Below are 15,019 nucleotides of genomic sequence, written 5' to 3' on the forward strand. Positions count from 1 at the left end.
CCTCCCCTCAATGATTATACAAAAAACTTCATCCTATTGAAAGAGTATTTAAGTATTAATGAATATTATTTCAGACGGAATGAAAACGTTTGTTATTCGAGGCAAAAAGTAGGACCACGAATGCGAGCGGCTTTCATGAGTCTGAAAGATTACATATACATTCCGCCATTAACATGCAATGTTTGACCAGTAATATAATTCGCATCATCCGAAGCTAAAAACGCAACAGCTTTAGCGATATCTTCCGTGTTTCCAAACTTAGCTAGTGGAATCTGACTTAACATTTGAGTTTTCACTTCTTCTGGAAGAGCATCTGTCATATCGGTTGTAATAAAACCTGGAGCAACAGAGTTTACTGTAATATTTCGGCTAGCTAGCTCTAGTGCAGTAGATTTGGTTAATCCTATAACACCTGCCTTAGCTGCAACATAGTTTGCTTGACCAGGATTTCCAGAAACCCCAACGATGGAAGTAATGTTGATAATACGCCCTTTTCTTTGCTTCATCATCTGACGAGTAACTGCTTTTGTACAAAGAAAGACACCTTTTAAGTTTGTATCAAGAACATCATCCCATTCTTGTTCCTTCATGCGCATTAAAAGATTATCTCTTGTAATCCCAGCATTATTTATTAAAATATCGATAGAACCAAAATTTTCTAATGTAGCACTAATTAAATTTTGTACGTCTTCGGCTTGATCAACATTCGCTTGAATCGTAAATGCTTCCCCACCAAATGATTTAATTTCCTCTACAACTGCTTCCGCTTTTTCTTTACTACCGCTATAGTTAACTGCTACTTTTGCGCCTTCTTTTGCAAGATAAAGAGCAATGTCTTTCCCAATTCCACGTGATGCTCCAGTTACAATTGCAGATTTGCCATCTAATTTACCCATTCATAACCTCTCCTAATTCTGAAATAACTTGTTGCAATGATGCTTCATCATACACGCAATAAGTCGTTACAGAGCGATCGATTTTTTTCACTAAGCCGCTAAGTACTTTTCCAGGGCCACATTCGATAAATACATTTACACCAAGCTCAATCATTTTCTCCACTGATTCTTCCCAACGAACTGGAGAATAAAGTTGCTCTACCAATAAGTTTTTTATTCTTGAAGCCTCAGTAACAGGAAGTGCTGTGACATTAGAAATAACCGGAGTTTTCGTATCATTTAACGTGATAGCCAAAATTGCGGAATCTAATTTTTGTGCAGCCGGTCGCATTAGCTCTGAATGGAATGGTCCACTTACAACTAGTGGTATCGCTCTTTTCGCTCCGACTTCTTTTGCTTTAGCTGAAGCTGTCTCAACACCAGCAACAGTTCCGGATATAACGATTTGACCTGGACAGTTCAAATTGGCAACTTGGACAATTTCACCACTATTAGAAACTTCATTCGTCACTTCCGTTAACGCTTCTTTATCTAACCCTAAAATAGCCGCCATTGCGCCTTCGCCTGCAGGGACAGCTTCATTCATATATAAGCCTCTTTGGTGCACCAATAAAACAGCTTCCTCAAAACTCATTACATTCGAAGCAACCAATGCAGAATATTCCCCTAAGCTATGACCGGCTGTATAATCAGGAGAAATACCAGCATCTGTTAATTTTTTAGCTATCATTGTACTAGTAGTAAGTAAAGCGGGCTGCGCATGAAACGTTTTTGTCAATTCTTCAGTAGGTCCTTCTAACATAATATTGGATAGAGAAAAGCCTAAAACTTCATCTGCTACCTCATAATACTTTTTGCTTTGGTGATCAATTTCAATAAATTGTTGACCCATTCCAACAGACTGTGAACCTTGTCCTGGGAAAATAAATGCGATTTTAGTCATTTGGCAATTCCTTTCGTAAAGTACTTTGAATAATTCCACATACATCATGTTCTACCATCGTTCTAGCTTGTCTAATAGCATGAAAAATTGCATTTGCATTAGAAGAACCATGTGCTTTAATGACAGGAGCTTTTAAACCAAATAATCCTGCTCCCCCATACTCGGAATAGTCTAACTTCCCTTTTAACTCTTTTAACTGGCCTTTTACTAGAAGGGCAGAAATTTTTGTTTTCGTGGAGGTATTAAATGCCTCTTTTAACAAAGTAAATATTCCAGAAGCTGTTCCTTCAATTGTTTTTAATACCATATTACCGGTAAATCCATCTGTCACAACAACGTCCGCAACACCATTTAGAAGATCTCTAGATTCCACGTTCCCAACAAAATTAATTGGTGCTTCTTTTAATAGATCGAATGTCGCTTTTGTTAGTTCATTTCCTTTTTTCTCTTCTGTACCAATATTTAAAAGTCCAACTCGTGGATTTTTAATACCTCGAACTTTTTCGGCATAAACACTCCCCATAACGGCAAACTGTTCCAAGTGTTCGGGTTTTGCATCCGAGTTTGCTCCCAAATCAAGCATAACAAACCCTTTACCATCCAAAGTTGGCAAAGTAGGAGCAAGTGCTGGACGATCGACTTGATCAATACGACCAACCACAAACAAACCTGCAGCCATCAAAGCACCTGTATTCCCTGCTGAAACACATGCATCCACTTCTCCGTTTTTCACAGACTCTGCCATTTTAACCATCGAAGAATTTTTCTTTTTCCGGACAGCTCGTACTGGTTCATCCGTACCTTCAATAATCTCATCCGTATGTATCACTTGTAATCGATCATGGGCGGTTACTAAAGAAGACAGTTTTTCCTCGTCCCCGTATAACTGAATATGCAGATCTTCAAAAGTGTGTAACGCTTCATATACACCCTTTACTATTTCATGTGGGGCATTGTCTCCACCCATTGCATCAATAGAAATTTTCATATGTCATCACCTTATTTAAGACTTTGTCACTCTATACATGCTGAATTGGCCTACAAAAACAGTGTCATTCTCCACTTTACTCGTTACTTCAATAAGCGTAGTGTTTATTTCCATATCACATGAAACTACTACTGCCTTTGCAATCACTCTGTCACCTTCTTTAACAGGCTTCACAAATGTAATGGTAGATTTTCTTGTAAGAGCTAATTCATCATTTATGACTGCAACTGCCAATGAATTAGCTTGCGCAAATAAATGATGTCCTCTAGCTATTCCATTTCTTGCAAACACATGGTCTTTTGTAATATCCAATAAAGAAATCGCTTGTTTATCTAAATCGATATCGATTATTTCACCAATTACTTCGTCAATCGGAAGTGATTTCACTTCTTCTTCAAAATTATGTGCTGCTACAGATTTTATTCGCTCACGTAATTCCGGAATGGCTAACTCCATTCGATCCAGACGGATTGTTTGCACACTCACATTAAATGTAGAAGCTAAGTTTTCATCCGTGATAAATGGGTTCTTCTCTAACGTATTAAGTAGTAACTTCTGTCTATCTTTTTTTGTGTATTTCATCCAATCACCACCATTTTAGCACTTGGTACTAATATCAGTATATAAATATTAAAAAAAGAATGCAAGAATTGATTTGCATTCCTTCCTGCATTCTCTTAGTCAATGCGCTCACCATCTAACGCTTTTGAATTTATTAAAATATTTCTTAGACCTTCCATTTCTTCCGACTGCCAAAAAGAATCAGAATTCAACAAACTTTCTGCATCCACTTTTGCTGTATTAAGTGCACGATAATCATGTACAAGATCCGCTACTTTGAATTCTGGCAACCCACTTTGCTTTCTACCGAAAAAGTCACCAGGACCACGTAATTCTAAGTCCTTTTCAGCTAGAGCAAAACCATCATTCGTTTCCGTCATTGAAATCATACGTTCTTTTCCTTCTTCTGATTTAGGATCAGCTAGTAGAATACAGTACGATTGGTGCTCTCCTCGCCCGACACGCCCTCTAAGTTGGTGAAGTTGCGCTAGGCCAAATCGCTCTGCATCTAAAATAATCATAAAGGTTGCATTTGGTACATTTACTCCAACTTCCACAACTGTTGTTGAGACAAGTACTTGTACTTTTCCTTCTGAGAAATCTCTCATCACTTGCTCTTTTTCGTAAGGATGAAGGCGACCATGCATCAAACCTACTGAATAGTCTTTCCCTAAATCAGTAGCCATCATATTGTATACATCTACTGCATTTTGGACGTCTAGTTTTTCTGACTCTTCAATGAGCGGACAGATAATATAAGCCTGTCTACCATTAGCTAATTCTTTTTTTAAACGGACTATTAGTTTGTGCAATTGATCTTGCTTCATCCAATGAGTCTCAATTTTTTTTCGTCCAGCCGGCATTTCATCTATAACAGATACATCCATTTCTCCAAACGCTGTAATCGCCAATGTTCGGGGTATTGGAGTTGCTGTCATAAATAATACATCTGGGTCTTCGCCTTTTTCTTTCAATACTCTACGTTGTTCGACTCCAAATCGATGCTGCTCATCTGTAATGACTAATCCCAAATTTTTAAATGAGACGTCAGGCTGAATTAAAGCATGAGTTCCTATTAATAAATCAATATTACCAGCTTCTAAATTTTCTAGTACTACTCGACGAGCCTTCGCTTTTGTAGAACCTGTCAGTAAAGCAATTTTTACTCCTATTGGAGTAAGCCAATCATCCAAAGAGCTAGCATGTTGTTCTGCTAATATTTCGGTAGGAGCCATAAGTGCCCCTTGATAACCTGCAGTAATTGCTGCATATAAGCAAATAGCTGCAACAACCGTTTTCCCAGAGCCTACATCCCCTTGTAATAGTCGATTCATCCGATAAGGTTCTTTTAAGTCTCGACAAATTTCGTTGACAACTCTTTTTTGTGCATCGGTCAATTCATATGGTAAAGATTCAATAAGCTTTTTAACCAAATCGTTATTGAATGCAACGCTATTACCAACATTCTGTTCCTTTCGAGCTTTCTTTATCGCTTGCATTTTTAACTGAAAAATTAATAATTCTTCATAAACAAAGCGTCTTCTCGCATCTTTTGAATGCTCTGCATTTTGCGGAAAATGAATTCCTTCCAATGCAGACGAAATATCCGGTAAACGATAGGTCTCTCTAATAGATTTAGGCAAGACATCTACTAGGTATCCATTTACCTCATCTAATGCTTGCCTCATAAATTTTCTAAAAGTCTTTTGGCTAATAGTACCTTTAAGCGAATAGACAGGTTCAAAATCTTGTTGATCTGTCTTAGGGCCTGCCGAAAAGGTAGAAACATTTATCACTTGTCTTCCTCTATCCCATTTTCCGGTAACTGTAATGACTGAGCCTGGTATAATTTTCGTTTTTAAATACGCTTGATTAAAAAAAACTGCTTTAATAAGATGTTGTCCTGCTAATAAACGGACTTGTAATCTTGATTTGTTTTTACCTAAAAAAAGAAGAGAAGGCTCACTCTCGACCCTTCCTTCTACTGTTACTCGTTCATTGTGAGCGGTTTCCGCTAAGTTCTTTAATCGAAAGTCTTCATGGCGATAAGGAAAAGTCATAACCAAATCTTCTAATGTGATGATCCCTAGTTCTTGCAATGCGTTAGCTGTACCACTTCCCACTCCTTTTAAGGAAGTAACTAACTCATCCCTTTTAGTTTCCACTATTAACTACTGCCCCACCAAAAATTTTTGATTCTAACCATTTTCCAGTAGGAGTTGCTGCTAGTCCGCCTCGAGCTGTTTCTTTTAAGGCAGTTGGCATCGTTTGGCCAATTTTATACATCGCATCTATTACTTCATCACATGGAATCCGACTCGTCACACCTGCAAGCGCCATATCTGCTGCAACTAATGAGTTAGAAGCACCCATTGCATTACGTTTTACACATGGAACTTCCACAAGCCCTGCAACAGGATCACACACTAAGCCGAGCATGTTTTTAAGGGTGATTGCAAAAGCTTCAGAGCATTGTTGAGGTGTTCCTCCCGCCATTTCAACGATTGCAGCTGCTGCCATACCTGCTGCTGATCCAACCTCTGCCTGGCAGCCACCTGCCGCTCCAGAAATAGAAGCATTGTTAGCCACCACAAAACCAAAAGCACCTGCTGTGAATAAATAACCAATCATTTGCTCTCTCGTAGGGTTTAACTTGTTTTTCACTGCAAATAAAGTTCCTGGTACAACGCCAGCAGAACCAGCAGTAGGAGTTGCACAGATAGTTCCCATGGCTGCATTAACTTCATTCGTTGCGACTGCTTTACTAACTGCATCTAACATTAATTCTCCAGATAAAGTGTTACCTTTTTGTAAATAGTTTTGAAGAAGTACCGCATCTCCACCTGTTAAGCCGGACGTTGAACGAACTCCATTCAAGCCTTTTTCAACCGCTTCTTCCATAACAGTCAAATTACGATCCATTTGAGCCATTATTTCTTCTCGTGTGCGATCTGTTATTAAGATCTCTTGTTCAATCATGATTTCTGAAATCAGTTTTTGTTCTTTATTAGCTAAATCAACCAATTCACGAACATTACGAAATAAAACATCCATTTGTCTTCCTCCTTAGTCCGCTATTCTAGTAACTTGCGTAATATTAGGTAATGTAGATAATTCCGCAAGTATATTGGCATCCACATTCTGGTCCACTTCAATAACCATTAATGCCATATTTCCTTTTTCTTTACGAGAAACTTCCATATGACCTATATTAATATCATATTTCGCGAGACAATTTGCCACATTTGCAATACAACCTGAACGGTCTTCATGCACTACTAAAATTGCAGCTAAATTACCAGATAAGCGAAGTGGGAAACCATTTAACTCTGTTATTTCTGTTTTACCGCCACCAATAGAAATCCCAACCATTGACATCTCCTGTGTACCATCACCAATCACTATTCGAGCGGTATTAGGATGCTCCGTATGGGCTGATTCTGGTATAAACTCAAATGTCATGCCAACCTTTTTTGCATCTTCGAAAGCAGTTTTTATACGCTCATCAAATGTATCATAGTCAAGCAACCCACCAATAATCGCTACGTCTGTTCCATGCCCTTTATAGGTCTCTGCGAATGAACCATATAAATGTATTCTGGCCCATGTAGGTTGCTTTCCAAATAAATCTCTTGCTACTCTTCCTATACGTGCTGCTCCTGCAGTATGGGAAGAAGATGGTCCAATCATAACAGGTCCAATAATGTCAAAAACGGATTTGAACTTCATTGCATAGACCTCCAATATATTATTTAATTCTTATTTTACACTGAATGAACATTTTAAACAAAGGTTAGAAGATTAAGAGAAAATAGTGTGAGTAGTAAGGTATACACTACTGCAACAGGTTTATCAGAAATTGAATTAGCTAGCAAATAATACCAAATAAAAAACCACGAGGAAATTTAAATTTCTATCCTCGTGGCATCTTACTATTCAACTGATAAAATATACGGATATAAAGGTTGTTTTCCGTTATATAATTCAATTTCTACATCTTCGAATCGCTCTTCAATATAAGCTGCAAATTTCGTTGCCTCTTCTTCGGTTACATCTTCACCGTAAATAATAGTTACGATTTCTGCTTCCTCATCGATTAACGTTTGTGCCAGCTTTGTCGCTGCCTCTTCTCTTGAAGGATTAGAAAGAATAATCTTTCCTTCTGCCAGTGCCATGAAATCATCTTTCTTAATGTCCACCCCATCAATTGACGTATCGCGAACAGCGAAAGTAACTTGGCCTGTTTTAACATGAGAAAAAGCTTCAGTCATCTGTACTTTATTTTCTTCCACAGTAGCTTGTGGATTGAATGCTAAAATAGCAGCCATTCCTTGAGGAAGTGTTTTTGTTGGTACAACTGCTGCTTCAATACCTAATACCTCTGCTGCTTGTTCTGCAGCCATAATAATATTTTTATTGTTCGGCAAGATTAAGACACGTTCTGCTCCAACAGCTTCGATTGCTTTTACAATATCTTCAGTTGAAGGGTTCATAGTTTGTCCGCCTTCAATTACTGCGGAAGCTCCTAGGCTTTTTAAAAGATCTGATATCCCTTCGCCCATTGCAACTGTTACGACTGCATAAGGATGAACCTCTGCTTTTTTGGCTGGGGCTTCTTTTGAGTATCCTTCACCAACAATATCTGTATGTTGCTGACGCATGTTTTCGATTTTGATTTTTATCAAATCACCATATTGTTGACCATATGTCAGTACTTCACCTGGCGTTTCAGAGTGGATATGGATTTTGGCAATTTCGTCGTCTGAAATTACTAATAATGAATCACCAAAAGAACTTAAATCATTCCGGAAGGAAGTTTCATCAAATGCTTTTTTACCATCTTCAAAACGAACCATGAATTCAGTACAGAAACCGAATTCAATTTCTGAAGTATCCATGAATCCTTGAATATTTTTATGGTGCTCTGCACTTACTAAATCATCCATTGATGACGTAACTGTTTTCTCCGGTAACGCTTCACCTTTCAAGCTTGCTAAAAATCCTTCATATACAAAAACAAGGCCTTGACCACCACTATCTACTACCCCTACTTCTTTAAGAACCGGTAGTAAATCAGGAGTTCTATTTAAAGAAGCTTTTGCCTCTACTACAATCGCTTCCATTAACAAACGAATATCTTCTTCTGTTTCGCTCACTTCTACTGCTTTTTTAGCAGAGTCCTTCGCAACAGTTAAAATAGTACCTTCCACTGGCTTCATAACTGCTTTATATGCTGTTTCTACCCCATAATTTAAGGCTTCAGCGAATTGTTTAGCATCTAGTGTAGAAGATTGCTCCACTGATTTCCCAAATCCTCGGAATAATTGTGAAAGAATAACCCCTGAATTACCTCTAGCTCCCATAAGTAATCCTTTAGATAATGCTTGAGCTGTTTTCCCAATATGTTCTACAGTGTGAGCTGCTGTTTCCTTTGCTCCAGAAGTCATCGATAAGTTCATATTCGTACCTGTGTCTCCGTCTGGAACTGGAAAAACATTTAAAGCATCTACATAATCTGCGTTTTGAAAAAGGTGATGAGCACCCATTTTCACCATATCTGCAAACTGTATACCATTAATTGAATTCATTGTTTTCTCTCCTTATTCACACGCTTGCCACGCGAACTCCTTGTACATATACATTTACGGATTTCACTGACATACCAAGAGATTTGTTTAGTGTATATTTCACTTTTGATTGCACTTGATAAGCTATTTCCGAAATTTTTGTTCCGTAACTAACAATAATATACATATCAATATGTAAGTCTTCTTTTTCTTGTCTTACTATAACACCTTTTGTAAAATTTTCTTTTCTTAATATGTCTGTCAATCCATCTCTAATTTGATGCTTAGATGCCATACCAACTATTCCGTAACACTCTATAGCGGCTCCGCCTGCAATTTGTGCAACTGCATCTTGCGATATATCAATTTGTCCGAATTCATTTTTCAATTCAATTGACATGATGAAACCTCCCAAGTCTTTTTGACTATCCTTTATTGTACTACACCGTTCAAAATTATAAAAGAGAGCGTTTGCTATTTATCATATCTTCCCTATATTATAGGGTAATAAGAAAAGATAGGCAAAAAACGTCTTGCTTTTGATAAAGAAAAACTTTTTTTGTGCGTTACAAATTGATGTCTAACGCAAATATACTGTAAAGGTTTTTTTCTTGATATGCTTGCACTTCATATTAGTCTGTGGTAAATTATTAAAGTATGTGAAATATCGAACTGAAAAATCTTTCAGCTTCTTTTTTAAAGGAGGAAATATAATGCCAAAAGTATGTGCAATCACTGGGCGTAAAGCTCGTTCTGGTAATGCTCGTTCTCACGCAATGAACGCTAACAAGCGTACATGGGGGGCAAACCTTCAAAAGGTCCGCATTCTTGTAGACGGTAAACCTAAACGTGTTTGGGTTTCTGCTAGAGCTTTGAAATCAGGAAAAATTGAGCGCGTTTAATCGTACTCATAATTAATGCCAGGCCGACAACAGTCGACCTGGCATTTTTTCTTTTCTTCTCCAGAAGACATGGCGTCTGTCATCTGTTATTTCTTGACTTCTTCTTTCTTAAACATGCGAATGCAAACTCTCACAAAACTACTTACTGATTTAGGCAATCTAAATGTGTAGACCTTCACACACAATTCCTCCCTTTTAGTCGCTGCTTCTTATCATTAAACATATGCCAGCGGTAAAAGAGATAGTACCAATTCGTCCACTTACTTCATTACTAGTAAATTTTGAATTGCCAAAGGAGATATTTTCTTTGGTAACTTCATACAGAAAGCCTCTGAGAGATATATTTTTAACTGTTTCACCGTATGAAAAGAATGAAATATATTTAAAATGTTGATCAGGTTTAATTTCATATGTTCCAGGTAATAAAAAACGAATAATATTTTGCTTATTACGTATGTAGAAAACAATTTCTGGATGCTTCATTTGAAAGCGGATCATATCATGTAAAACTGCTTCATAATGATCCAGTCTTCCACCGGTAACCGCTGTTAATATAATGTTATCCGGTTTATATTCTAAAGCGCGAAGGATTGCTATATGTGTATCTGTTTCATCTTTCTCCGCTTGCAATATTGTAACTTTTTGAACCATTGATTCTAATAAATGAAATTCTTCTTCTTTTAAAGAATCGAAATCACCTATTATTTCATGTGGCGTTATTCCATTTGTTAATAAATGAAGAGCTCCGCGATCAGCTCCGATAAAAAAAGTATCTTCTTTGGAAAAAGGAAGTTGTTTAAAATCAACAACTTCCTCTACTGGACCTCCTGAGCAAACAATAACCGTTTTCATTTTACCGCTACACTTAAACCGGCTTCTTTTATCGCTTGTAGAGCCTTTCCTTTGTCAGCAGCATTATAGATGGCAGAACCTGCTACAAATATCGTAGCCCCTGCCTCTACGCAAGGAATAATTGTTTCTTCATTTATGCCGCCATCAATCTCGATTTCAATCGCTAAGTTTCTTTCTTTCACGATATCAGCCAATTGTTTTACTTTAGGAACAACAGAATGGATAAATTTTTGACCTCCAAAGCCTGGATTTACTGTCATAAATAAAACCATATCTATATCCTCTAAAACATGTTGAATCGATTCAATCGGAGTATGCGGATTTAACACTACTCCCGGTTTCACTCCAAAAGAACGAATCAACTGAATTGTACGATGTAAATGCGGAGAAGCTTCAACATGAACTGTAATATAATCTGCACCTGCTTTTGCAAATGACTCAATATATTGATCTGCATTCTCTATCATTAAATGTACATCTAAAGGGAGCTTCGTTAAAGGTCGTAGTGCTTCCACTACAATTGGTCCCATAGTTATATTCGGAACAAAATGACCATCCATTACATCTATATGGATAAGTTCAGCACCTGCTTTTTCTACTTCTAACACTTCTTCTCCCAGCTTTGCAAAATTAGCTGCTAATATGGATGGGGCAATTTTAACCATAATTTAGTACCTCGGCTTTCTTTCCACTATTTCATTAAAAAATTGTAGGTAATGTTTATATCGATAATCTTTAATGCTACCTATTTCCACTGCATTTTTTACTGCGCATTTTGGTTCATTTACATGCAAACAGGCTCTAAACTTACACTCATCTTGAATTTCTACAAACTCTGGAAAACAACTAGAAAGCTCTTCTTTTTCCATTAATTCAAACTCAAATGAGCTAAAACCAGGAGTATCGGCGAGTAAGCCACCACATACCTCTATAAGTTCCACATGTCTTGTCGTATGCTTACCACGTCCTAAAGCATCCGAAATTACGCCTGTCTTTAGATTAAGTGCAGGTAAAATTGTATTTAAAAGAGTAGACTTACCTACACCAGATTGTCCAGCAAGCACTGTAGTCTTTCCTTCTAATAAAGGAGTAATTTTATCGTCAAATTGTGGGTCATCTTTAAACGTCATTAAAACCTTATAGCCTATTTGTTCATATTCTTTTATATACTGTGAGATTGTTTTTTCCATCTTTTCATCTAATAAATCACTTTTTGTTAAACAAATAATCGGTTCGATATGAAATGACTCCAATACAACTAAAAAACGATCTAATAAGATTGTATTAAAATCTGGCTCCTTCACAGAAAAAACTAAAATTGCTTGATCAATATTGGAAATAGGCGGACGAACGAGACTATTTTTTCGTTCATGAATGACCGTAATTGTTCCGTCATTCTCACCTTCTACTTTATAGTCAACGATATCTCCTACTAACGGTGATTCTCCTCTATTGCGAAATACGCCTCTTCCTCGACAAGTTATTAATTGTCCATTGTCATAAACATAGTAAAATCCACTTAATGCTTTTCTAATTTGACCCGTTGGCATCCGTTACCTCCCTATTTTACATCCTTATAATCAATCGTTTCTTGAGCAAATACGGTGTTACCAACTTCTACTCGGTATGCAGCTTTTTGCCCTTCACTTATTTCTAGTTTAATATGTCTTTCTACCGTTTCAGTTAATACGAACTCTTCAATCGGAACGGCCATAGTACGTGTTTTATCTTGTACATAAATTTTTACAACTTGTTCTTCAGGAGCGGTCTGCTCTACATTTTCTTCATTCTCCCCTTCTTCACCACCATCACCTTCTTCAGGTTTTGGAGGCTCGTAAGGTATTGTTACCGTTTTAACTACCAATTTTGTAGATGCAGGTTTTGGTCCATCTGAGACTACAACTTCTATTGTACTTCCAGGGGCCACTCTTTTGTTCGCTTGAGGTTGTTGACTAATCACATTACCTTTTTGGATGGTATCCGAATACTTCGAATCTGCTATTTTTATTTTAAAACCAGAAGATTTCTCATAATCTTTTAATGCTTTTTCATTCCAATCTGTTAAGTCGCTTATTGAACGTAAGTCTAGTCCTTTGCTAACAGTAAACACTAAATCTGTTTCAGATGGGATAATTTCAGTGCCTGGTGGTGGATCTTGTCCGATAATTTCCCCAATTGGCTTTTCTGAAAATTGTTCTTCAGGTTTAATGGAACGTAACTCTTGATTTTGAAGTAATTCAGTGACTTGATTAATATTTCTCCCTCTATAATCGGCAATTTCAGAACTTTCTTTTCCTGATGATATGAACAAATCAATTTTCGTTTCTTTTTCGCGCAGCTTACCTGCTTCTGGTGAGGTTCGAATAACATTCCCTTCTTCCACCTCATCTGAAAACTCTAATATTTCTTCACCTACTGCGAAACCTTCTGCTTCCAATTGTTCAATTGCAGCTTGTACATTTAGATTTGCAACATCAGGTACTTCTACTTTATCTGGTTTAAATACACCCGGGAAGAGAATGAAAAATAATAATGCTAGTAGTAGCACACCTGCTATAACCCCAGCTACAATTTTCCACTTTTTTATCTTTTTCTTTGGAACATCCTTGTCCAACTTGTTCGGTGTAACAGGAATCTTTTTCGTCTCCTCAACCTCTTGAAAAGGCACAGGTTCCTTAATAACAGGTAAAACCTTAGTTGCGTCATTATCGACGGCTATTGCAAATTTTTCTTCACCAGCTCTTTCTGGTGACAAAGCAGTTGCTAAATCTTCTTCCATTTCTTCTGCGGTGTTATAGCGATTGTTTGGATCTTTAGCAGTTGCTTTAAGTACCACATTCTCTAGGCTTTGTGGTATAGACGGTATGATAGAACGAATAGATGGAGTTTCTGCTTGCAAATGCTTTAATGCAATGGAAACTGCTGATTCTCCTGAAAAAGGAAGTTGTCCAGTTAAAAGTTCAAATAGGACAATCCCCAATGCATAAATATCCGAACGGTTTGTTGCTGTTCCACCACGAGCTTGTTCAGGCGATAAATAATGCACTGTTCCAAGTACTGAATTCGTTTGTGTATAGGAAGTAGCGCTTAATGCCATGGCAATACCAAAGTCAGTTACTTTCACTTTACCTTCTTCATCCAATAAGATATTTTGTGGTTTAATATCTCGATGAATAATATGATTGTTATGAGCAATCGCAATTGCAGATGTTAGCTGTCTCATGATCGTTATTGTTCTCGCAGGAGAAACAGGTGCGTTACGTTGTATGTATTGTTTTAATGTTTCACCTTTAACATACTCCATCACGATGTAGTGAATATCTTCATCTTCACCTACATCGTATATATTCACAATGTTAGGGTGTGTGAGGCTTGTTGCAGATAATGCTTCGCGTTGAAATCGACGGCGTAATTCCTCTTCGTTAGAAAAATCATAACGTAGCACTTTAATGGCAACATCACGATCTAAAATCATATCATGCGCTAAATAAACGTGAGACATACCTCCGCCACCAATCATTTCTAGCAACTTATACCTGCCACTAATTCGTTTTCCAATTAACATCCTCACACCTCCTCACTGTTATTAGATAGTATTATTAAAGAAATATTATCTTCTCCACCCGCACGATTTGCTTCTTCAATTAGCTGGGTACCCTTTTCCGCTAAAGAATCCTTCGAGTAAAGAATTGTATGAATAAATGGGTCATTCAATTTGTTGCTTAATCCATCTGTGCAAAAGAGAAAAATAGAATTAGGTTGAAATTCTACTTCATGAAAATCTGGTTGAATGGTATGCTCTGTTCCTACAGCCTTCATAAGAACATTTTTCTTTGGATGTGTTTTTGCTTGTTCTTCGTTTATTTCACCTGAATCTATCAAGACATTTACATAAGAATGATCTCTTGTTATCTTTGCTATACTGTTTGGTAGAAGTTCATATACACGACTATCTCCTACATGTGCAATAATCCCCTTATTCTTTTCAAATAATCCAGCAATGAGCGTAGTCCCCATGCCCTCACAACCTACATTAACAGCTGAATGCTGTACAATTGCCTGATTAATTGACTGAAACGTATAAGTTAACCAGTCTTTTGCTTTCACAATGGCTGGATTATAGGCCGCAAAGTATCTTTTGAATTCAGAAATGGCTATTTCACTCGCGACATCACCAGCATTATGACCACCCATACCGTCCGCTATTACAGCTAAAATGCGCCCATCGGAGCGAACAAAAACGTCCGCTCGATCTTCATTTACAGTTCTTCTCATTCCTACATCCGTTTTAACAACAAACTCCATCTATT

At 37.3% G+C, this 15,019-nt stretch carries 16 protein-coding genes; 1 reads left to right on the forward strand and 15 read right to left on the reverse strand.

Features of this window, described 5'->3' with window-relative positions:
• Positions 1–149: 149 nt before the first annotated feature.
• From fabG to WAX74_RS02955, 9 genes are all read right to left on the reverse strand, one after another.
• Complete coding sequence (gene fabG / locus WAX74_RS02915) at positions 150–896, reverse strand: 3-oxoacyl-[acyl-carrier-protein] reductase (RefSeq protein ID WP_336496143.1); 747 nt, start codon at positions 894–896, stop codon at positions 150–152.
• A complete protein-coding gene (fabD, locus tag WAX74_RS02920; protein ID WP_336496144.1) occupies positions 889–1,839 on the reverse strand; it encodes an ACP S-malonyltransferase in 951 nt (316 codons plus the stop codon). The genes fabG and fabD overlap by 8 nt, the downstream gene beginning before the upstream one ends.
• A complete protein-coding gene (gene plsX / locus WAX74_RS02925) occupies positions 1,832–2,827 on the reverse strand; it encodes a phosphate acyltransferase PlsX (RefSeq protein WP_336496145.1) in 996 nt (331 codons plus the stop codon). Before plsX ends, fabD begins: the two co-directional genes overlap by 8 nt.
• Before the next feature lie 15 nt (positions 2,828–2,842).
• Complete coding sequence (fapR, locus tag WAX74_RS02930) at positions 2,843–3,409, reverse strand: transcription factor FapR (protein ID WP_336496146.1); 567 nt, start codon at positions 3,407–3,409, stop codon at positions 2,843–2,845.
• Between the two features lie 95 nt (positions 3,410–3,504).
• Positions 3,505–5,553, reverse strand: a complete 2,049-nt coding sequence (recG, locus tag WAX74_RS02935) for an ATP-dependent DNA helicase RecG (RefSeq protein ID WP_336496147.1) — start codon at positions 5,551–5,553, stop codon at positions 3,505–3,507.
• Positions 5,543–6,442 carry an L-serine ammonia-lyase, iron-sulfur-dependent, subunit alpha gene (gene sdaAA / locus WAX74_RS02940; protein ID WP_336496148.1) on the reverse strand — a complete coding sequence of 300 codons (900 nt, stop codon included), beginning with the start codon at positions 6,440–6,442 and terminating at the stop codon, positions 5,543–5,545. Before sdaAA ends, recG begins: the two co-directional genes overlap by 11 nt.
• 12 nt (positions 6,443–6,454) lie before the next feature.
• Positions 6,455–7,117 (reverse strand): L-serine ammonia-lyase, iron-sulfur-dependent subunit beta, encoded by a 663-nt coding sequence (gene sdaAB / locus WAX74_RS02945; protein WP_336496149.1) that lies wholly within the window; start codon positions 7,115–7,117, stop codon positions 6,455–6,457.
• 203 nt (positions 7,118–7,320) lie between these two features.
• Positions 7,321–8,976 (reverse strand): DAK2 domain-containing protein, encoded by a 1,656-nt coding sequence (locus WAX74_RS02950; RefSeq protein WP_336496150.1) that lies wholly within the window; start codon positions 8,974–8,976, stop codon positions 7,321–7,323.
• A gap of 16 nt (positions 8,977–8,992) precedes the next feature.
• Positions 8,993–9,355: an Asp23/Gls24 family envelope stress response protein gene (locus WAX74_RS02955; RefSeq protein WP_053590015.1), complete on the reverse strand. Its 363-nt coding sequence runs from the start codon at positions 9,353–9,355 to the stop codon at positions 8,993–8,995.
• A gap of 313 nt (positions 9,356–9,668) precedes the next feature.
• Between WAX74_RS02955 and rpmB the strand changes: the two genes are divergently transcribed.
• Entirely contained in the window at positions 9,669–9,857 is a 189-nt protein-coding gene (gene rpmB / locus WAX74_RS02960) for a 50S ribosomal protein L28 (RefSeq protein WP_093263405.1), read from the forward strand.
• Between the two features lie 86 nt (positions 9,858–9,943).
• Here rpmB and spoVM read toward each other — a convergent pair whose 3' ends face one another.
• The 6 genes from spoVM to WAX74_RS02985 are packed head-to-tail and all read right to left on the reverse strand — an operon-like array spanning position 9,944 to position 15,014.
• On the reverse strand, positions 9,944–10,036 hold the full coding sequence (spoVM, locus tag WAX74_RS20955) for a stage V sporulation protein SpoVM (RefSeq protein ID WP_156316786.1): 93 nt from the start codon (positions 10,034–10,036) through the stop codon (positions 9,944–9,946).
• 16 nt (positions 10,037–10,052) lie between these two features.
• Complete coding sequence (locus WAX74_RS02965; RefSeq protein WP_336496151.1) at positions 10,053–10,709, reverse strand: thiamine diphosphokinase; 657 nt, start codon at positions 10,707–10,709, stop codon at positions 10,053–10,055.
• Positions 10,706–11,374, reverse strand: coding sequence for a ribulose-phosphate 3-epimerase (rpe, locus tag WAX74_RS02970; protein WP_336496152.1), 669 nt, complete (start codon positions 11,372–11,374; stop codon positions 10,706–10,708). The genes WAX74_RS02965 and rpe overlap by 4 nt, the downstream gene beginning before the upstream one ends.
• A 3-nt stretch (positions 11,375–11,377) precedes the next feature.
• The gene (gene rsgA, locus WAX74_RS02975) at positions 11,378–12,259 is read right to left on the reverse strand and encodes a ribosome small subunit-dependent GTPase A (protein ID WP_336496153.1); all 882 of its coding nucleotides are present in this window, start codon (positions 12,257–12,259) and stop codon (positions 11,378–11,380) included.
• Positions 12,260–12,270: 11 nt separating this feature from the next.
• The gene (pknB, locus tag WAX74_RS02980; RefSeq protein ID WP_336496154.1) at positions 12,271–14,274 is read right to left on the reverse strand and encodes a Stk1 family PASTA domain-containing Ser/Thr kinase; all 2,004 of its coding nucleotides are present in this window, start codon (positions 14,272–14,274) and stop codon (positions 12,271–12,273) included.
• Positions 14,275–14,276: 2 nt separating this feature from the next.
• Complete coding sequence (locus WAX74_RS02985) at positions 14,277–15,014, reverse strand: Stp1/IreP family PP2C-type Ser/Thr phosphatase (protein ID WP_336496155.1); 738 nt, start codon at positions 15,012–15,014, stop codon at positions 14,277–14,279.
• Between the last annotated feature and the right edge of the window lie 5 nt (positions 15,015–15,019).

Origin of the sequence: Psychrobacillus mangrovi (assembly GCF_037104765.1) — a bacterium.
GTDB lineage: Bacteria > Bacillota > Bacilli > Bacillales_A > Planococcaceae > Psychrobacillus > Psychrobacillus mangrovi.

Bases quoted from the DNA above. Each gene is read 5' to 3' on its own strand.
- fabG (WP_336496143.1), bottom strand. From the start codon at position 896: ATGGGTAAATTAGATGGCAAATCTGCAATTGTAACTGGAGCATCACGT.
- fabD (WP_336496144.1), bottom strand. From the start codon at position 1,839: ATGACTAAAATCGCATTTATTTTCCCAGGACAAGGTTCACAGTCTGTT.
- plsX (WP_336496145.1), bottom strand. From the start codon at position 2,827: ATGAAAATTTCTATTGATGCAATGGGTGGAGACAATGCCCCACATGAA.
- fapR (WP_336496146.1), bottom strand. From the start codon at position 3,409: ATGAAATACACAAAAAAAGATAGACAGAAGTTACTACTTAATACGTTA.
- sdaAA (WP_336496148.1), bottom strand. From the start codon at position 6,442: ATGGATGTTTTATTTCGTAATGTTCGTGAATTGGTTGATTTAGCTAAT.
- sdaAB (WP_336496149.1), bottom strand. From the start codon at position 7,117: ATGAAGTTCAAATCCGTTTTTGACATTATTGGACCTGTTATGATTGGA.
- WAX74_RS02950 (WP_336496150.1), bottom strand. From the start codon at position 8,976: ATGAATTCAATTAATGGTATACAGTTTGCAGATATGGTGAAAATGGGT.
- WAX74_RS02955 (WP_053590015.1), bottom strand. From the start codon at position 9,355: ATGTCAATTGAATTGAAAAATGAATTCGGACAAATTGATATATCGCAA.
- rpmB (WP_093263405.1), top strand. From the start codon at position 9,669: ATGCCAAAAGTATGTGCAATCACTGGGCGTAAAGCTCGTTCTGGTAAT.
- WAX74_RS02965 (WP_336496151.1), bottom strand. From the start codon at position 10,709: ATGAAAACGGTTATTGTTTGCTCAGGAGGTCCAGTAGAGGAAGTTGTT.
- rpe (WP_336496152.1), bottom strand. From the start codon at position 11,374: ATGGTTAAAATTGCCCCATCCATATTAGCAGCTAATTTTGCAAAGCTG.
- rsgA (WP_336496153.1), bottom strand. From the start codon at position 12,259: ATGCCAACGGGTCAAATTAGAAAAGCATTAAGTGGATTTTACTATGTT.
- pknB (WP_336496154.1), bottom strand. From the start codon at position 14,274: ATGTTAATTGGAAAACGAATTAGTGGCAGGTATAAGTTGCTAGAAATG.
- WAX74_RS02985 (WP_336496155.1), bottom strand. From the start codon at position 15,014: ATGGAGTTTGTTGTTAAAACGGATGTAGGAATGAGAAGAACTGTAAAT.